This is a genomic window from Sphingomonas flavalba (assembly GCF_004796535.1).
Lineage (GTDB): Bacteria > Pseudomonadota > Alphaproteobacteria > Sphingomonadales > Sphingomonadaceae > Sphingomonas_L > Sphingomonas_L flavalba.
Genome location: NZ_SPHY01000009.1, coordinates 108,603 through 125,678, shown reverse-complemented (window position 1 = coordinate 125,678; position 17,076 = coordinate 108,603). Strand labels below are relative to the sequence as shown.

The following is a 17,076-nucleotide window of genomic DNA, read 5'->3' as shown; positions in this document are numbered from 1 at the left end:
CGGTTTATCGCCATGGGCTGACCGGTTAGAGGGGACGCGACCGAAGCAGGGAGACTGGCATGAAAACGCGTGCGGCGGTGGCGTTCGAGGCGAAGAAGCCGCTTGAGATCGTCGAGCTTGACCTTGAAGGCCCGAAGGCGGGCGAAGTTCTGGTCGAGATCATGGCGACCGGCATCTGCCATACCGACGCCTACACGCTGGACGGCTTCGATTCGGAAGGGATCTTCCCGAGCGTCCTCGGCCATGAAGGCGCCGGCATCGTCCGCGAGGTCGGCGCGGGGGTGTCCAGCGTCGTGCCGGGCGACCATGTCATCCCGCTCTACACGCCGGAATGCCGCCAGTGTAAGTCGTGCCTGTCCGGCAAGACCAACCTGTGCACCGCGATCCGCGCCACCCAGGGCAAGGGGTTGATGCCCGACGGCACCACGCGGTTCAGCTACAAGGGGCAGCCGATCCACCATTATATGGGCTGCTCGACCTTCTCGAACTTCACCGTGCTGCCGGAGATCGCGGTCGCCAAGATCCGCGAGGACGCGCCGTTCAAGACCAGCTGCTACATCGGATGCGGGGTGACCACCGGCGTCGGCGCGGTGGTCAACACCGCCAAGGTGCAGGTTGGTGACAGCGTCGTCGTGTTCGGCCTGGGCGGCATCGGCCTGAACGTGTTGCAGGGCGCGCGGCTGGCCGGGGCCGGCAAGATCATCGGCGTCGACATCAATCCCGACCGCGAGGAATGGGGCCGCCGGTTCGGCATGACCGATTTCGTCAACGGCAAGGGCAAATCGCGCGAGGAGGTGATCGCCGAGGTGCTGGCGCTGACCGACGGCGGCGCCGATTTCACTTTCGACGCGACCGGCAATACCGAGGTGATGCGGACCGCGCTGGAAGCCTGCCACCGCGGCTGGGGCACCAGCATCATCATCGGCGTAGCCGAGGCCGGCAAGGAGATTGCCACCCGGCCGTTTCAGCTGGTCACCGGCCGCAACTGGCGCGGCACCGCGTTCGGCGGCGCCAAGGGGCGCACCGACGTGCCCAAGATCGTCGACTGGTACATGAACGGCCGGATCGAGATCGACCCGATGATCACCCATGTGCTGAGCCTGGACGAGATCAACAAGGGTTTCGAGCTGATGCATGCCGGGGAAAGCATCCGCAGCGTCATCCTCTACTGACGCGATGGCGGCCCTGTCCTGGATCCTGACCTTCACCTGCGCCGACCGCGTGGGCATCGTCGCCGCCGTGGCGGGGGCGCTGGCCGAGCGTGACGGCTTCATCCTCGACAGCCAGCAATATGCCGATCTGGAAACCGGGCGGTTCTTCATGCGCGTCGCCTTCCGCGCCGGCGGCCCGCGCTTTCCAGCGGACGGCGCCGCGTTGCGAGCGGCACTGGCGCCGGTGGCGGGGCGGTACGGCTTCACCTGGACGCTGACCGACAGCAGCGAGCGGCCGCGCATGCTGATCGCGGTGTCGAAGGCGTCGCATTGTCTGAACGACCTGCTCCACCGCTGGCGGACCGGGGCGCTACCGATCGACATCGTCGGTGTCGTTTCCAATCATGACGGGATGCGCGCGCTGACCCAATGGCACGGCATCCCGTATCATTACCTGCCGGTCGGGGCGGACGGGCTGGCGGCGCAGGAAGCGGCGCTGGAGGCGCTGGTCGGCGAGACCGGGGCGGAATATCTGGTACTTGCCCGCTACATGCGCATCCTGTCGGCCGGGCTGACGGAGCGGCTGGCCGGGCGCTGCATCAACATCCACCACAGCTTCCTGCCCGGATTCAAGGGCGCGCGGCCCTATCACCGCGCCCACGAGCGGGGCGTCAAGCTGATCGGCGCGACCGCCCATTTCGTCACCGCCGATCTGGACGAAGGGCCGATCATCGAGCAGGCGGTCGAGCGCGTCGACCATCGGCGCGGGGTCGACGAATTGATCCGCATCGGCCGCGATGTCGAGGCGCAGGTGCTGGCCCGCGCCGTCGGCTGGGTGGCGGAGCGGCGAGTGCTGCTGAACGGGCTGCGGACCGTGGTGTTCCGCTGACAGGCGCAAGAGGAGGCGACGATCGAGACGGTTTCGACCAATATGGCGTTTGGCGGCGTGCAGCATGTCTGCCGCCACGATTCGACCGCGACCGGTACTGCCATGACCTTTTCAGTCTATGTCCCCCCGCATGCGCCGGGGGCGCAGCTGCCGGTCGTCTGGTATCTGTCCGGCCTGACCTGCACCCATGCCAATGTGACCGAGAAGGGCGAGTATCGCCGCGCCTGCGCCGAGCTGGGGCTGGTGTTCGTCGCGCCGGACACAAGCCCGCGTGGCGCGGATGTGCCCGACGACGATACCTACGACTTTGGGCAGGGCGCAGGGTTCTACGTCGACGCGACCGAGGCTCCGTTCGATCGGCATTTCCGCATGTGGAGCTATGTGACGGAGGAGTTGCCCGCGCTGATCGCTGCATATTTCCCGGTCGATACGGCGCGGCAGGGGATCATGGGCCATTCAATGGGCGGGCACGGGGCGCTGACCATCGGCCTGCGCCACCCCGAAAGGTTTCGCGCGATTTCCGCCTTCGCGCCTATCGTCGCGCCGTCACAGGTGCCTTGGGGGGAGAAGGCGCTCGGCGGCTATCTCGGCCCTGATCGGGCGGCCTGGCGGCGGCATGACGCGGTGGCGCTGATCGAGGACGGCGCGAGGGTCGACGCGCTGAAGGTCGACCAGGGCAGCGCCGACCCGTTCCTGGCGGAGCAGCTGCGGCCCGAACTGCTGGAGCGCGCCTGCGCCAATGCCGGCATTGCGCTCAACCTCGGCATCCGGGAGGGCTACGACCACAGCTATTATTTCATTTCGACATTCATGGCGGATCATCTCCGCTGGCATGGGGGGAGGTTGAACGGATGAGCGAGCGGGCGGATGTGGTGATCGTCGGCGCCGGGCATGGCGGCGCGCAGGCGGCGATCGCGCTGCGGCAGGCGAAGTTCGACGGCAGCATTGTCATTGTCGGCGACGAGCCGGAACTGCCCTATGAGCGCCCGCCGCTGTCCAAGGACTATCTGTCCGGCGAGAAGCCTTTCGAACGAATCCTGATCCGTCCCGCCGCTTTCTGGGACGAGCGGCAGGTGACGATGCGGCTGGGCGAGCGCGTCGTTGCCGTCGACCCGGCGGCGAAGAGGGTGACCTTCGCGGACGGATCGACGCTGGGCTACGGCGCGCTGGTCTGGGCGACCGGGGGCAGCCCGCGCCGGCTGGGCTGCGCGGGCAATGATCTGGCGGGGGTCCATGCGGTGCGCAACCGCGCCGACGTAGATCGGATGATCGCCGAGTTGCCCGGCGTTATGCGGGTGGTGGTGATCGGCGGCGGGTATATCGGCTTGGAAGCGGCGGCAGTGCTGACCAAGCTGGGCAAGCAGGTGACGGTGCTGGAGGCGCAGGGCCGCGTGCTCGCCCGCGTCGCCGGCGAACCGCTGTCGCGTTTCTACGAGGCGGAGCACCGCGCCCACGGCGTCGATCTGCGGACCGGCGTCGGCGTCGACTGCATCGAAGGGGCGGACGGCCGCGCGACCGGGGTCAGACTGGTCGACGGCACGGTGTTACCGGCCGAGATGGTGATCGTCGGCATCGGCATCATCCCGGCGGTCGAACCGCTGATCGCCGCCGGGGCCGAAGGCAACAATGGCGTCGCTGTCGACGCGCAGGGGCGGACCAGCCTGGCCGACATCTATGCGGTCGGGGACTGCGCCGCCCACGCCAATCGCTTTGCCGACGGCGCGACGATCCGGCTCGAATCGGTGCAGAATGCGACGGATCAGGCGACCGCCGTTGCCAAGGCGATCGCCGGCGAGGCGGCGGCTTACGACGCGGTGCCGTGGTTCTGGTCCAATCAGTATGATCTGCGGCTGCAGACCGTCGGCCTGTCGACCGGCCATGACCAAGCGGTGTTGCGCGGCGATCCGGCGACGCGCAGCTTCTCGGTTGTCTACCTGAAGGGCGGGCGCGTCGTCGCTCTCGACTGCGTCAACGCGACCAAGGACTATGTCCAGGGCCGCAAGCTGGTGCTGGAAGGCGCGATCATTGCCCCGGCGAAGCTGGCCGACGCGGCGGTGCCATTGAAGGAAATGGTCTGAAGCGTCGGGCGGAGACAGTATCCAGCCCGGGGGCTGTTATTGTGCTTTAGTTGTCGCAGGCGAAATAGTCGCCGGCGCGGCACGCGGCAACGGCGCGGCGCCACCTGAGCATGTCCCGTTCGTACCGCGCGCGATTGCGGGCATAGTCCGCCATGGCGCGTTCATGGTCTCGCGAACGGGCAAGATGCTCATCGTCGCCGGCCACGCGCCAGCGCGGCGTGGAACGGGCGTCACGCTGACGGACTCGCGCACCTTCCTCGCGGTTAAGCTGGCGGGTCATTTCGCGGTCGTGCGCCCGCGCGGCGGCGTTGCGCATCGCCGCGTCGTTGGGGTCGTCGGCCAGAGCGACGGTTGGCATCATCGCGCCGATGATTGCCGCGCAGAAAAATGGGGTGACCCTCATGTGCAGTGTGCGCTCCCAGTGCTGACATTTCGCCGATCAAGATGATGCAATCGGGCAAATTGATTGCGATTAGGTTTTCGTCGCGTCGTATCTCGCCCACGCCCGTTCAAGACGCGATCGGCATGCAGTCGAGGCCGGCGCCGGCCGCCGCGGCGCACAGCCGCACCGCCTCGGCGCGGTCGGCGACGGGACCAACGCGCAGGCGGGTCAGGGGCTTGCCGGGGACCGCCTCATAGCGTGGTGTCCGGGCCGCACCGGACAGGCGGTTGCTGACCTGACGCCAGGCCGCCTCGGCATTGGCGCGTTTTCCGTAGGCGCCGAGCTGGATCTGCCACGACCCCACTGCAGCCACCCGCGCCGCTGCCACCGTCGCGGTGTGCCGTAGTGCCGGCGGCGCCTCCAGCCGCTCCAGAGCCGCCGGTGCGAAGCCGGGCAGATCGGCGGTGCCGGCCCCGGCCAACGCTTCGCCCGCCGCCGCGCAGAAGGCGGCGCGGTCACGCGGCAGTGCGAAATAATTATAGACCTGGGTCATATGGCTATCGAGCGCAGCCGTGCTGAAGCGAGCGGTTTCGGCGGCATAGGCGGCGGCAAGCGCGCTTCTCTTGTCCTGCAGCAGCCGGTTGTAGCGGTCGGCGAGTCCGCGATCATTGCAGCTTAGCGCCGCGACGTTGAGCGCGGCGCGCAGGTGCCACACCGCCTCTTGCGCGCCGATGCCGGAATTGATCGTCGGATGCGTCGGCGCGGGAGCGGGTGTTGGGGTAGGGGCGGGCGCCGGTGTCGGCACCGGCTTGCCCTTGTGCCCCGCGCAGCCGGCGAGCAACGCCAACCCGCCGCCGACCGCCATCATCCTTGCCCAGCCGCTGGTCATCACGCCCCCTGTTTCGTCCGCGCCGACGATAGGGGCCTGCCCGCTGCCGCCGCAAATGCCGGACCGGCTATCAGCGGCGATTCGTGCGCCGGGCGCGCCGGCCCGACGGGCCTCGCTTCCCCGGTCGGTCCGCGCTATAGCGGCGCGATCACGAGGTTCGAGCACAGTCCCATGTCCATTCGTCCGTGGCGCGACATCACACGCCGTCAATCCCGCCAGATTATGGTCGGCAACGTCCCCGTCGGCGGCGATGCCCCGATCACCGTCCAGACGATGACCAATACCCTGACATCGGATGCCAAGGCGACGATCGCCCAGATCCGCCGCTGCGAGGATGCCGGGGTCGACATCATCCGCGTCTCCTGCCCCGACGCGGAAAGCACGGCGGCGCTGAAGCAGATCGTCCGCGCCTCGCGGGTGCCGATCGTCGCCGACATTCATTTCCATTATAAGCGCGCGCTTGAGGCCGCCGATGCCGGCGCCGCCTGCCTGCGGATCAACCCCGGCAATATCGGTTCGGCCGAGCGGGTGAGGGAAGTGGTGGCGGCCGCCCGCGCCAATGGCTGCGCGATCCGCATCGGCGTCAACGCCGGGTCGCTGGAAAAGGACCTGCTCGAAAAATATGGCGAGCCGTGCCCGGAGGCACTGGTTGAAAGCGCCCTCGACCACATCCGCATCCTCGAAGACTATGGCTTTCGCGACTATAAGGTCGCGGTCAAGGCGTCGGACCTGTTCCTGGCGGTCGCCGCTTACCAGCAATTGGCCGAGGCGGTCGATTGCCCGCTGCACCTGGGCATTACCGAGGCGGGCGGGCTGATCGGCGGTACCGTCAAGTCGGCGATCGGCATCGGTTCGCTGCTGTGGTACGGCATCGGTGACACTATCCGTGTCTCGCTGTCGGCGGAGCCGGAGGAAGAGGTCCGTGTCGGCTTCGAGATCTTAAAGGCGCTCGGCATCCGCAATCGCGGCGTTCGCGTCGTTTCCTGCCCGTCCTGCGCGCGCCAGGGTTTCGACGTCATCCGCACCGTGCAGGTGCTTGAGGAGCGGCTGCAGCATATCCGCACGCCGCTGTCGCTGTCGGTCCTCGGCTGCGTCGTCAACGGCCCTGGCGAAGCGCGCGAGACCGATATCGGTATCACCGGCGGCGGTGCCGGCAAGCACATGGTCTATCTGTCCGGCGTCACCGACCACCATGTGAGCGACGCCGACATGGTCGATCATATCGTCAAGCTGGTCGAGGCGAAGGCGGCTGAGATCGAGGCGGCCGAGGCGAAGCAGGCGGCCTGAGCGCGCCGTATCCTGTCCGGAACGGACCGGACTGCGGCTGCCTAAAGCGGCGTTCACCGTTATGCCCCATCGTTCGGCAGCGTTTTGCCGCTAGCGGGGGATGATGGCCACTCGACTGCTGCTGCTTGCGATTGCGCTTGGGGTGTCGCTGGGGCTGATCCTGCCCGAGAGCCAGCCGGCGAGCCCGTCGGCAGCGACGCCGGCGGTGTCTGTGGCGGAAGCCGCGCCGACGGCGCCGGGGTTGGCGGTGGTCGGCACCATGATCAGCCGAGATCCGGATGGCCATTTCTATGTCGATGCCCGGGTCGACGGCCAGCCGGTGCGTTTCCTGGTCGATACCGGCGCGTCGCTGGTCGCATTGACCGTGGACGACGCGCGGCGGATCGGCCTCAATTTCTCCCCGGCGGAATTCGCCGTTGTCGGGCGTGGCGCGTCCGGCGCGGTGCGCGGCAAGCCCGTGGTGCTCGACCGGATCGCCGTGGCCGGCGGCGAGGCGCGGCAGGTGCGTGCGGCGATCATCGGCGAGGGGCTGGACGTGTCGCTGCTCGGCCAGTCCTTCCTGTCGCGGGTGGGTTCGGTGGCGATCGACGGGGACCGGATGACGCTGCGCTAAAGGGGTGGGACAAGGCGCCGGCACTCGGCTATGCGGCCGGCCATGTCGCCGCCGCGCCCTGCTCCGCCGGTCATCGCCTTCGCGGTCGCATCGATCGGCGTGCTGTCCTTTTCCGGCATGGACGCGGCGATGAAGCAGTTGTCGCTCGACATCGGCCTCTACAATGCGGTGCTGTGGCGCAGCCTGGTCGGCATCGCGATCGGCATCGGGCCGTTCCTGGTGGCCCGGCGCGGGTGGCCGGCGCCGCAGGTGCTGCGCCTTCACGTCCTGCGCGGCCTTGTCGCCGGTCTGTCGGTGCTACTGTTCTTCTGGGGGCTGGCGCGAATGCCGCTGGCCCCGGCCATTGCGCTGACCTTCGTCGCACCGCTGATTACCCTGTTCCTCGCGGCGCTGCTGCTGGGCGAGGCGGTCGGCGCCGGGGCGGTGATCGGATCGCTGGTCGCTTTTTCCGGGGTGCTGACTATCGTTGCCGGCGAACTGCGCGTGGCGGTCGGGCCGGAGGTACTGTGGGCGGCGCTCGCCATCCTCGGCGCGGCGACGCTCTATGCGTACAACCTGATCCTGATGCGGCGGCAGGCGCAGTTGGCCGGGCCGGTGGAGGTGGCGTTCTTCCTCAACCTGACGCTGGGCGTCTGCATGCTTGTCGCCGCGCCGATCTTCTTCGAGCGGTTGCCGCCGATCGGGTCGGCACCGCTGATCGGCGTCGCGGCGCTGTTGTCGTTCGGGTCGCTGATGCTGCTGTCCTGGGCCTATGCCCGGGCGGAAGCGAGCTATCTGTCGGCGGTGGAATATACTGCCTTCATCTGGGCATGCCTGCTCGGTTACTGGATTTTCGATGAAACGCTGGGGATGCTGACGGTGGCGGGCGCCGGTTTGATCGTGGCCGGATGCCTGGTGGTCGCCCGACGCCCCGCGGCCGGAACGGAGGTGGCGCTGTGAGCATTGCGATCCGCGCCGCGACCCCGGCCGACATGCCGCTGATCGCCGATTTCATCCGCCAGCTCGCCGCGTATGAGAAGCTGTCGCACGAGGTGCGCTTCGACCAGGATGCGCTCGCCGGCCATCTGTTCGGCGAGCGCCCGTACGCCGAGGTGCTGATCGGCGAAATCGGCGGCCAGCCGCGCGGCTTCGCGCTGTTCTTTCACAATTTCTCGACATTCGAGGGCCGGCCGGGGCTTTATCTAGAGGATTTGTTCGTCCAGCCCGAGGCGCGCGGCGCCGGGCTGGGCAGGGCGCTGCTCGCCCGGCTGGCCGCACTCGCGATTGAGCGCGGTTGCGCGCGGCTCGAATGGTCGGTTCTCGACTGGAACGCGCCGGCGATCGCATTCTATCGAGCGCTGGGAGCACGGACGATGGACGACTGGATGATCAACCGGGTAGACGGTGCCGCGCTCGCGGTGCTGGCGGGTGCAGCCTGATGGCGTGGACGCTGCTCATCCTCGGCGGTTGCTTCGAGGTCGGTTTCACCACGTGCCTGCGCTTCGTCGACGGGTTCCGCAACCTGCCGTGGACGCTGGCCTTCCTCGGTTCGGTCAGCCTGTCGATGGGGCTGCTGGAGGTGGCGTCGCGGTCGATCCCGATGGGCACCGCTTATGCCGTGTGGGGCGGGATTGGTGCGCTTGGTACCGTCATCGTCGGCATGATCTGGTTCGGCGAGCCGATCAACGCCGCGCGGCTGCTACTGATCGCCGGGCTGGTCGGCTGCATCGCCGGACTGAAGCTGCTGCATTGAGGCAAAGTGGCTGACGAGCCGGATCGATTCCCTGTCGAATCGATCTTGGGGATTACCCTTTGATATGACATAGTGCCCCATCTGCCGGCACCTTGGGGGGCGCTATGGGGAACTATCGGTTTCTGTGGTGGACGCTGATCGCCGTTCTGGCGGTGACGTTCGGCATATTGGGCCTGTCCGGCGTCGAGGTCTATCGCAAGGCGCCGCCGATCCCGACTCAGGTGGTTTCCGCATCCGGCGAGGTGCTGATGACCCGCGAGGACATCCTCGACGGGCAGAGCGCCTGGCAGAGCACCGGCGGCATGCAGCTCGGCTCGATCTGGGGCCACGGTGCCTATCAGGCGCCGGACTGGACCGCCGACTGGCTGCACCGCGAGCTGGTCGCCTGGCTCGACAACGCTGCGCGCGAGGGCGAGGGCAAGCCGTTCGACGCGCTCGCCCCGGAGCAGAAGGCGGCGCTGACCTATCGCCTGCAGCAGGATTACCGCCCCAACAGCTATGACCCGGCGACCGGCACGGTGACGGTGTCCGACCGCCGGGCTGCGGCGATGGCAGAGACCGCCGCCTATTACGACCGGCTGTACGGCGCCGATCCGGCGTTGCGCCAGACGCGCGACAATTACGCGATGAAGGAAAACACGCTGCCCGATGCGGAGCGGCGGGCGAAGCTGGCCGATTTCTTCTTCTGGACAGCGTGGGCGGCCTCTACGGAGCGGCCGGGCACGGTTGCCACCTATACCAACAACTGGCCGCCGGAGCCGCTGATCGGCAACCATCCGACACCGGAGAACATCCTGTGGTCGCTGGCCTGCGTGATCATCCTGATCGCCGGTATCGGCGCGCTGATCTGGGGCTGGGCATTCCTGCGCCGGCATGAGGACCCGCCGGTTGCGGCGGCGAGCGACCCGCTGACGCTGGCGCCGCTGACCCCTTCGCAGAAGGCGGTCGGCAAATACCTGTTCGTCGTGCTGGCGCTGTTTGTGTTCCAGGTGTTCATCGGCGGCTTCACCGCTCACTATACGATCGAGGGACAGGGCTTTTACGGCGTCGACGTGTCGCAATGGTTCCCCTACGCGCTGACGCGGACCTGGCATGTGCAGAGCGCGGTGCTGTGGATCGCCACCGCCTTTCTGGCGGCGGGGCTTTTCCTGGCGCCGATCATCCACGGCGGCGATCCCAAATATCAGAAGCTGGGCGTAGACCTGTTGTTCTGGGCGCTGATCGTCGTCGTCGCCGGATCCTTCGCCGGCAACTACTTCGCGTTGGCCCACGTCATACCGCCGAAGCTGAGTTTCTGGTTTGGGCATCAGGGGTACGAATATCTCGACCTCGGCCGGTTCTGGCAGATTGCGCTGTTCGTTGGCCTGCTGCTGTGGCTGGCGCTGATGCTGCGGGCGATGATGCCGGCGTTGCGCCGCAAGGACGGCGACAACAGCCTGCTGTGGCTGCTCACCGTTTTCACCATCGCGATCGGCCTGTTCTACGGCTCCGGCCTGTTCTACGGCGAACGGACCAACATCAGCATCATGGAATATTGGCGCTGGTGGGTCGTCCACCTGTGGGTGGAGGGGATATTCGAGGTATTCGCGACCGCCGCCATCGCGTTCATCTTCGCGACGATGGGGCTGGTGTCGCGGCGGATCGCCACCGCCGCCAGCCTGGCGTCGGCGTCGCTGTTCATGGTCGGCGGCGTGCCCGGTACTTTCCATCACATGTATTTTTCCGGCACGACGACGCCGATCATGGCGGTCGGTGCGGCGTTCAGCGCGCTGGAAGTCGTGCCGCTGATCGTCCTCGGCTATGAGGCGTGGGAGCATTGGAGCTTGCGCGAGCGGGCGCCGTGGATGCGCGCGGTCAAATGGCCCCTGATGTGCTTCGTCGCGGTGGCGTTCTGGAACATGCTGGGGGCCGGCGTCTTCGGCTTCATGATCAACACGCCGGTCGCGCTGTTCTATCTCCAGGGGCTGAACACCACGGCGGTCCACGCCCATGCCGCGCTGTTCGGCGTCTACGGTTTCCTTGCGCTGGGCTTCACCCTGCTGGTGCTGCGCTATATCCGGCCGGAGATCGGGTTCAACGAGCGGCTGATGAAGTCGGGGTTCTGGGGCCTGAATGCCGGCCTGGTGCTGATGATCTTCACCAGCCTGTTGCCGGTCGGCCTGTTCCAGTTCGAAGCGAGCGTGACCACCGGCATGTGGTACGCGCGCAGCGACACCTTCCTGCAGCAGGGTTTCCTGGAGACGCTGCGCTGGATCCGTACCTTCGGCGACGTGGTGTTCATCGTCGGGGCAATCGCGGTCGCCTGGCAAGTCGTGATCCTCGGCCTGTGGCGCAAGGGGGCGCGGACGACGAGCGCCGAATGAGGCGGAGCGCATATTTCGGGAGAAGGCGGAACCCGTCGGCCATGCGGTGCTTTCCCTTTCGGGAAGCGTGATGACGGGTGCGGATATGACGGAGCGGTTCAAGGTCGGCGATCATGTCGGGTGGAATTCGGAGGCCGGGCGGGTCTCCGGCGTGATTCGCAAGATCCACACCCGCGATTTCACCTACAAGGGCCACCCGCGCCACGCGACGCCCGATGACCCGCAATACGAAATCAAGAGCGACAGGACCGACCACATCGCCGCGCACAAGGGCAGTGCGCTGACCCGGTTGCCGCGCAACGGGCAATGACGGCGTCGCCGTTCCACACCATCGGCCATTCGACCCGGACGATCGAGGCGTTTTGCGCATTGCTGCGGGTCGGCGCGGTCGATGTCGTCGTCGACATTCGATCTGTGCCGCGGTCGCGGACCAACCCGCAGTATAATTTCGACGTCCTGGGCGATGCGCTGGCACCGTTCCAGATCGGCTATACCCATATCGCAGAACTGGGCGGGCTGCGCGGCCGGGTGAAAGCGGCCGAGCCGGATACCAACGGGTTCTGGGACAATCGCAGCTTCCACAACTATGCCGACTATGCGCTGACCGCGCCGTTCCGTGCCGGGCTTGACCAACTGATCGCGCTTGGCCGCGCGCGGCGCTGCGCGATCATGTGTTCCGAGGCGGTATGGTGGCGGTGCCACCGGCGGATCGTCACCGACTATTTACTGGCCGGCGGCGAGGCCGTGTTCCACCTGATGGACCCCGGCCGGGCGGTGACGGCGACCCTGACGCCGGGGGCGCGGGTGGGTGAGGATGGCAGGGTAACCTACCCGGCTGTCGCCTGAGCCTGGTGGTGCAAACGGGCCGGGGCGCTCCCCGGCATCGCCGCGCCGTTTATACGTTCCGGGCCGCTGCTTTCGCAGGGGCACGGGGGCAGCGCCCGGTTGATGGTCCTACGCCACGTAATCTTCGCGCAAGGTGTGGAAATGGCGGCGCGCGGTCGCCGAATTTGCGCTACAGGGGCGTGCCGGGCTTGTGTGTTGCGTTGTCAGGGGAAAATCGCGCAGCAAGGAGGTGTCGCGCCATGTCTTCGTCGCCGTCGATCGTCCATCTCGGCCGGGCGCCGCATCGAATGATGTTCTTCGTCGGGGGGCTGAACCTGCTGCTTGCCATGGCGTGGTGGGCGTTGTGGCTGGCCGCCGCGCGCTGGCCGCTGCTGCCGATGCCGCAGCCCGACCCCTATGCCGGGCGGCTGCACGCCTTTCTGATGCAATATCAGGTGCTTCCCAGCTTTTTCTTCGGCTTCCTGTTGACCGTGTTTCCGCGCTGGATCGGCCAACCGGAGATCGCGCGTGGCTATGCGGTGCCGGTGGCGGCCGGGCTGCTCGGCGGCCAGTTGCTGACGCTGGGCGGAGCGCTTGGCTGGCAGGCGGGCGCGGTGCTGGGGGCGACGGCGACGCTGGCCGGCTGGCTGGTGGCGCTGGTGCCGCTGGGCCGACTGGCCTGGCGCGACCGGGGGCGGACATGGCATCTGGTCGGCTGCTATGGCGCGCTGTGCGCCGGGGCGGCCGGGCTGGTGTTGTGGCTGGTCTACCTGCTCGGCCGCGATGCGGCCACGGGCGACCTGGCGATCAAGATTGGCACTTTCGGCCTGCTCACCCCGGTCTATTTCACCGTCGCCCACCGCATGTTTCCGTTTTTCGCCGGCAATGTCGTGCCCGGATACCAGCCGTGGCGGCCGGCCTGGGTGCTGGGCGCGGGCTGGGCGCTGATGGCGCTGCATGTCGCGCTGCCCGCCGAGCGGCTGTGGATCGCCGACCTGCCGCTGTTCCTGCTCAGCCTGTACCTGCTGTGGCGTTGGTTTCCGCGCCACCGGATGCCGCCGCTGCTGTTCGTGCTGTTCGCCGGGCTCACCTGGCTGCCGATCGCCTTCGCGCTGTATACGGTGCAGGACCTGGCGCTGGCGCTGCACGGCGAGGTGATCCTGGGCCGAGCGCCGGCGCATGCGCTGTTCGTCGGCTTTTTCGGCAGCATCCTGGTGGCGATGGTGACCAGGGTGACGCAGGGACATTCCGGACGACCGCTCGTCCTGCCGCCGGTCGCGCTGTACGCGTTCGTCGCGGTGCAAATCGTCTGCCTGTTGCGGGTGGGCGGCGAACTGGCGGAGGACTGGCTGGCCTGGCAGAGCGCCGCCGCGCTCGGCTGGCTGATCGCATTCCTGCCATGGGTGCTGTGGGCCGCGCACATCTATACGACGCCGCGCAGCGACGGGCGGCCGGGTTAGAGTTAAGCGGCACGGCTGCGACACCGGCCATGCGAAAGGTCCAGACGCCGGCGGGTTGATTTCACGGCACGGGCCAGCCTAGGTTCGGCGCGCCTGCAGCGGCCGGGCATCCGTGGTGTGGGGAAAGCCGTATCGAACATGATCCGTGCGGCGCCGATCGGCCGCCAGCGCGCCGCCGGACCTGCCGGAGGCGGCAATCGGCCAGCGAAAGAGTATCAGTGTCATACGCAATGCCCGGTTCGTTCCATGCATGAAATGGTCAAGCGCCTGGCGCAGCAGCGGGACGGCAATGCGTCGCCGATCGTCGCCGTTTCCGCCGGGACCGGCCAGATTTCGCAATATGCGGTCGACGCGGGCGCGGACCTGCTGCTGGCGCTGAACGCCGGGTTGTACCGCAGTGTCGGCTGCGGATCGCTGGCATCAATGCTCGCCTACGGCAACGCCAACGAGCAGACCGAGGATCTGCTGCGGCGCCACATCCTGCCCAACGCCGGCGGCCTGCCGGTCGTCGCCGGAGTGATGGCGAGCGACCCGGCGATCGACCTCGACCGCCAGCTCGACCACCTGCGCGCGATCGGCGTGCAGGGGGTGACCAACTGGCCGACCGCCGGCTTCGTCGACGGGCAGATCCGGCTGGCGCTGGAGGAGGAGGGGCTGGGTATCGCCAGCGAGGTGGACCTGCTGCGCCGCGCCGGGGAGAAGGGACTGGCAACGTTTGCCTTCGTGCTGAGCGAGGCCGACCTGCACCGGTTTGCAGAGGTCGAGGTCGACGCCTATATCGTCAACGCAGGCCTGACCCCGGTGCGCTTTGCGCTCGGTGACCGGCGCGACGCGCTGCAAAGCGCGATCGGCTATATCAACGAGATGATCGAGGTACTGCAGGCGCTGCCGTCGCGGCCGCTCTGCCTCGTCTATGGCGGGCCGTTCACCGATGTCGACGATTTCAGCACGCTGTTCCAGCAGGCGCGGATCGACGGCATCGCCGGCGGATCGGTGTTCGAGCGGTTGCCGGTGCAGGCGATCACCTCCAACTTCGTGCGGCGTTGCAAAGCGTTGCGGGCGACCGGGCCGGACCTGGAGCACCCCAAGCGCCACGAGATCGTCGGCCGCTCCGACGCCTGCCGCGAGATGATGGCGACGATCGAGCGGGTTGCGCCGTTCGACGTCAACGTCGTCATCGAGGGCGAGACCGGCGTCGGCAAGGAAATGGCGGCGGCGCTGATCCACCAGATCAGCCCGCGCTCCAAGCAGGCGTTCATCACCCTGAATTGCGGCGCGATCCCGGCCGGGTTGCTGGAGAGCGAGCTGTTCGGTCACGAGCGCGGATCGTTTACCGGCGCCGACCGGCGGCGCATCGGCAAGTTCGAGCTGGCCAATCGCGGTACCCTGCTGCTCGACGAGATCGCCGATCTCAGCCCGGCGGCGCAGGTCGCGCTGCTGCGTGTGCTCCAGCAGCGCGAGGTGGTGCGGGTCGGCGGCGACAACCCGATCCCGCTGAACGTGCGGGTGATCGCCGCGACCAACCAGTCGCTTGCCCGGCTGGTGCAGGAGGGCAAGTTCCGGTCCGACCTGTATTACCGGCTGAGCACCGTCACCCTGGCGGTGCCGCCGCTGCGCGAGCGGACCGACGACATTCCCGATCTGGTCAGCACATTCCTGCGCAAGACGGCGGCTGAATTGGGTATTCCGGCGCTGTCGATCGACGAACGGTTCGAACGCAAGCTGGCGCGGCACAGCTGGCCCGGCAATATCCGTGAATTGATGCAGGTGATTGCCCGCGCCGCAATCCTGGAGGACGGGCCGGTCCTCCGTGGCATCCATTTCCACCCGGACAGCGGCGGCGCCGAGTTGTCGCCGATCGCCAATGCCCGGCGGATCGGCGTGCGCGACATCGAAGCGGCGCTGGAACGAGCCAACGGCAACAAGAGCGTCGCGGCGGCGGCGCTGGGGATCAGCCGAAAAACCCTGTACGCCAAGTTGACGCGCGGCGACGGGAAATGACGCCGCCGGCGGCCGTTACTGGCGCACCGGTGTAACCCTGACCCGGCATCGGTAACAGGGTAACGCCGCAGCGGTGGTGCAATGTCTTGAGTTGCGGCGTTCTGGCTGGTGGCACGCTTATTGCTGGTTCCCTGGGCAAAGGCGAAAGGGAGGAGGCATGATGGCGAGGCCGCGGCCGATCTATGTGGTGGCGACGCTGGACACCAAGTTCAGCGAAGCGCGCTTCGTGGCCGACGCGATCGCGGCATGTGGCGAGGCGGCCATGCTGGTCGACGTCGGCACGCTGGCGCCGCCGGGCGGCGAAGCGGATATCGACCGAGCCGCCGTTGCCCGCCACCATCCGGACGGGGCGCCGGCGGTGCTGGCGCATAGCGACCGCGGCAGCGCGGTCACCGCGATGAGCCTTGCGCTGCGCGGCTTCCTTGGCGAGGCAGTGGCGGCGGGGCGATGCGCCGGGGTGATCGGCCTTGGCGGCACCGGCGGCACGTCGATGATCGCGCGGGCGATGCAGGCGCTGCCGGTCGGTTTCCCCAAGGTGATGGTGAGCACCGTCGCGAGCGGCGACACCAGCAGCTATATCGGCACCAGCGATATCATGCTGATGCCGTCGGTGGTTGACGTCGCCGGGCTGAACCGGGTGTCGCGGCAGGTGTTCCGCAACGCGGCTGGGGCGATTGCTGGCGCGGTGCGAGCACGGCCCGAACAGCGCGACGACGGCGGCGCGGCGGCGATCGGCGTCACCATGTTCGGCGTGACGACGCCCTGTGTCACGAGCGTGCGTGCCATGCTGGAGGGGGAGGGGGCGGACGTCCTGACCTTCCACGCCACCGGCGCCGGCGGGCGGGCGATGGAGGACCTGGTCGCCAGCGGCCTGCTCGACGGGGTGCTCGACATCACCACGACCGAGGTGGCGGACGAAATCGTCGGCGGCATCTTTCCCTGCGGGCCGGACCGGTTCGAACGGATGCTGGACCGCCGCTTGCCCTATGTGCTGTCGCTCGGCGCGCTCGACATGGTCAATTTCGGGCCGCTCGACAGCGTGCCCGCGCAGTTTCGCGAGCGCCGGCTGCACGTCCACAACGCCAGCATCACGCTGATGCGGACCAGCGTCGACGAGAATATCGCTTGCGCGCGCTGGATCGCCGGCAAGCTGAACGCCTATCCCGATGCCGGCTTTGTCCTGCTGATCCCCGAGGGCGGGGTGTCCGAGCTGGACCGGCCCGGCAACCCGTTCCACGACCCCGAGGCCGATGCCGCGCTGTTCGCCACGCTTGAGGCGAGCGTGGCGCAGGGGCCGAACCGCACGATCACCCGCCACCCGCTGCACATCAACGACCCCGCTTTCGCGCAGGCTGTCGTCGATGCCTATCGGCGGCTGGCGCGCTGACATCACATCATTTCCACCC

17 protein-coding genes are annotated in these 17,076 nt (G+C 67.8%); 15 read left to right on the top strand and 2 right to left on the bottom strand.

What is annotated here, in order from left to right; genetic code table 11:
- Positions 1 to 59 precede the first annotated feature (59 nt).
- From E4A53_RS10220 to E4A53_RS10205, 4 genes are read left to right on the top strand one after another with little or no spacing between them, the layout of a single operon-like run.
- Complete coding sequence (locus E4A53_RS10220) at positions 60 to 1,172, top strand: S-(hydroxymethyl)glutathione dehydrogenase/class III alcohol dehydrogenase (protein ID WP_136163004.1); 1,113 nt, start codon at positions 60 to 62, stop codon at positions 1,170 to 1,172.
- Between the two features lie 4 nt (positions 1,173 to 1,176).
- On the top strand, positions 1,177 to 2,040 hold the full coding sequence (purU, locus tag E4A53_RS10215) for a formyltetrahydrofolate deformylase (protein ID WP_136163003.1): 864 nt from the start codon (positions 1,177 to 1,179) through the stop codon (positions 2,038 to 2,040).
- A gap of 21 nt (positions 2,041 to 2,061) precedes the next feature.
- Positions 2,062 to 2,895, top strand: coding sequence for an S-formylglutathione hydrolase (gene fghA / locus E4A53_RS10210; protein ID WP_136163002.1), 834 nt, complete (start codon positions 2,062 to 2,064; stop codon positions 2,893 to 2,895).
- Positions 2,892 to 4,118 (top strand): NAD(P)/FAD-dependent oxidoreductase, encoded by a 1,227-nt coding sequence (locus tag E4A53_RS10205; RefSeq protein WP_136163001.1) that lies wholly within the window; start codon positions 2,892 to 2,894, stop codon positions 4,116 to 4,118. Before fghA ends, E4A53_RS10205 begins: the two co-directional genes overlap by 4 nt.
- A gap of 46 nt (positions 4,119 to 4,164) precedes the next feature.
- Here the strand turns inward: E4A53_RS10205 and E4A53_RS10200 are convergent, their stop codons facing one another.
- Positions 4,165 to 4,476 carry a hypothetical protein gene (locus E4A53_RS10200; protein WP_239018250.1) on the bottom strand — a complete coding sequence of 104 codons (312 nt, stop codon included), beginning with the start codon at positions 4,474 to 4,476 and terminating at the stop codon, positions 4,165 to 4,167.
- Between the two features lie 151 nt (positions 4,477 to 4,627).
- Positions 4,628 to 5,389 carry an SPOR domain-containing protein gene (locus E4A53_RS10195; protein WP_239018249.1) on the bottom strand — a complete coding sequence of 254 codons (762 nt, stop codon included), beginning with the start codon at positions 5,387 to 5,389 and terminating at the stop codon, positions 4,628 to 4,630.
- A gap of 171 nt (positions 5,390 to 5,560) precedes the next feature.
- Between E4A53_RS10195 and ispG the strand changes: the two genes are divergently transcribed.
- The 11 genes from ispG (at position 5,561) to E4A53_RS10140 (ending at position 17,057) form a co-directional block, all read left to right on the top strand.
- Positions 5,561 to 6,676: a flavodoxin-dependent (E)-4-hydroxy-3-methylbut-2-enyl-diphosphate synthase gene (ispG, locus tag E4A53_RS10190; RefSeq protein ID WP_136162999.1), complete on the top strand. Its 1,116-nt coding sequence runs from the start codon at positions 5,561 to 5,563 to the stop codon at positions 6,674 to 6,676.
- Between the two features lie 103 nt (positions 6,677 to 6,779).
- Positions 6,780 to 7,289 (top strand): retropepsin-like aspartic protease family protein, encoded by a 510-nt coding sequence (locus E4A53_RS10185; protein ID WP_136162998.1) that lies wholly within the window; start codon positions 6,780 to 6,782, stop codon positions 7,287 to 7,289.
- A 42-nt stretch (positions 7,290 to 7,331) separates the two neighbouring features.
- Positions 7,332 to 8,228, top strand: coding sequence for a DMT family transporter (locus E4A53_RS10180; RefSeq protein ID WP_136162997.1), 897 nt, complete (start codon positions 7,332 to 7,334; stop codon positions 8,226 to 8,228).
- The gene (locus tag E4A53_RS10175; protein ID WP_206366298.1) at positions 8,225 to 8,707 is read left to right on the top strand and encodes a GNAT family N-acetyltransferase; all 483 of its coding nucleotides are present in this window, start codon (positions 8,225 to 8,227) and stop codon (positions 8,705 to 8,707) included. Before E4A53_RS10180 ends, E4A53_RS10175 begins: the two co-directional genes overlap by 4 nt.
- Positions 8,707 to 9,021, top strand: a complete 315-nt coding sequence (locus E4A53_RS10170) for a DMT family transporter (protein WP_136162995.1) — start codon at positions 8,707 to 8,709, stop codon at positions 9,019 to 9,021. The genes E4A53_RS10175 and E4A53_RS10170 overlap by 1 nt, the downstream gene beginning before the upstream one ends.
- A gap of 104 nt (positions 9,022 to 9,125) precedes the next feature.
- A complete protein-coding gene (locus tag E4A53_RS10165) occupies positions 9,126 to 11,384 on the top strand; it encodes a nitric-oxide reductase large subunit (protein ID WP_136162994.1) in 2,259 nt (752 codons plus the stop codon).
- Positions 11,385 to 11,454: 70 nt separating this feature from the next.
- Positions 11,455 to 11,694 carry a hypervirulence associated TUDOR domain-containing protein gene (locus E4A53_RS10160; protein ID WP_239018248.1) on the top strand — a complete coding sequence of 80 codons (240 nt, stop codon included), beginning with the start codon at positions 11,455 to 11,457 and terminating at the stop codon, positions 11,692 to 11,694.
- Positions 11,691 to 12,230 (top strand): DUF488 domain-containing protein, encoded by a 540-nt coding sequence (locus E4A53_RS10155; RefSeq protein ID WP_136162993.1) that lies wholly within the window; start codon positions 11,691 to 11,693, stop codon positions 12,228 to 12,230. The genes E4A53_RS10160 and E4A53_RS10155 overlap by 4 nt, the downstream gene beginning before the upstream one ends.
- 239 nt (positions 12,231 to 12,469) lie before the next feature.
- On the top strand, positions 12,470 to 13,669 hold the full coding sequence (locus E4A53_RS10150) for an NnrS family protein (RefSeq protein ID WP_136162992.1): 1,200 nt from the start codon (positions 12,470 to 12,472) through the stop codon (positions 13,667 to 13,669).
- Between the two features lie 255 nt (positions 13,670 to 13,924).
- Positions 13,925 to 15,670, top strand: coding sequence for a phosphoenolpyruvate hydrolase family protein (locus tag E4A53_RS10145; RefSeq protein ID WP_206366297.1), 1,746 nt, complete (start codon positions 13,925 to 13,927; stop codon positions 15,668 to 15,670).
- Positions 15,671 to 15,827: 157 nt separating this feature from the next.
- Positions 15,828 to 17,057 carry a Tm-1-like ATP-binding domain-containing protein gene (locus E4A53_RS10140; RefSeq protein ID WP_136162990.1) on the top strand — a complete coding sequence of 410 codons (1,230 nt, stop codon included), beginning with the start codon at positions 15,828 to 15,830 and terminating at the stop codon, positions 17,055 to 17,057.
- Positions 17,058 to 17,076: the final 19 nt, after the last annotated feature.

What these genes read in the sequence shown, in the direction of transcription:
- E4A53_RS10220 (WP_136163004.1), top strand. Translation starts at nt 60, where the DNA reads ATGAAAACGCGTGCGGCGGTGGCGTTCGAGGCGAAGAAGCCGCTTGAG.
- purU (WP_136163003.1), top strand. Translation starts at nt 1,177, where the DNA reads ATGGCGGCCCTGTCCTGGATCCTGACCTTCACCTGCGCCGACCGCGTG.
- E4A53_RS10205 (WP_136163001.1), top strand. Translation starts at nt 2,892, where the DNA reads ATGAGCGAGCGGGCGGATGTGGTGATCGTCGGCGCCGGGCATGGCGGC.
- E4A53_RS10200 (WP_239018250.1), bottom strand. Translation starts at nt 4,476, where the DNA reads ATGCCAACCGTCGCTCTGGCCGACGACCCCAACGACGCGGCGATGCGC.
- E4A53_RS10195 (WP_239018249.1), bottom strand. Translation starts at nt 5,389, where the DNA reads ATGACCAGCGGCTGGGCAAGGATGATGGCGGTCGGCGGCGGGTTGGCG.
- ispG (WP_136162999.1), top strand. Translation starts at nt 5,561, where the DNA reads ATGTCCATTCGTCCGTGGCGCGACATCACACGCCGTCAATCCCGCCAG.
- E4A53_RS10185 (WP_136162998.1), top strand. Translation starts at nt 6,780, where the DNA reads ATGGCCACTCGACTGCTGCTGCTTGCGATTGCGCTTGGGGTGTCGCTG.
- E4A53_RS10180 (WP_136162997.1), top strand. Translation starts at nt 7,332, where the DNA reads ATGTCGCCGCCGCGCCCTGCTCCGCCGGTCATCGCCTTCGCGGTCGCA.
- E4A53_RS10170 (WP_136162995.1), top strand. Translation starts at nt 8,707, where the DNA reads ATGGCGTGGACGCTGCTCATCCTCGGCGGTTGCTTCGAGGTCGGTTTC.
- E4A53_RS10165 (WP_136162994.1), top strand. Translation starts at nt 9,126, where the DNA reads ATGGGGAACTATCGGTTTCTGTGGTGGACGCTGATCGCCGTTCTGGCG.
- E4A53_RS10160 (WP_239018248.1), top strand. Translation starts at nt 11,455, where the DNA reads ATGACGGGTGCGGATATGACGGAGCGGTTCAAGGTCGGCGATCATGTC.
- E4A53_RS10155 (WP_136162993.1), top strand. Translation starts at nt 11,691, where the DNA reads ATGACGGCGTCGCCGTTCCACACCATCGGCCATTCGACCCGGACGATC.
- E4A53_RS10150 (WP_136162992.1), top strand. Translation starts at nt 12,470, where the DNA reads ATGTCTTCGTCGCCGTCGATCGTCCATCTCGGCCGGGCGCCGCATCGA.
- E4A53_RS10145 (WP_206366297.1), top strand. Translation starts at nt 13,925, where the DNA reads ATGGTCAAGCGCCTGGCGCAGCAGCGGGACGGCAATGCGTCGCCGATC.
- E4A53_RS10140 (WP_136162990.1), top strand. Translation starts at nt 15,828, where the DNA reads ATGATGGCGAGGCCGCGGCCGATCTATGTGGTGGCGACGCTGGACACC.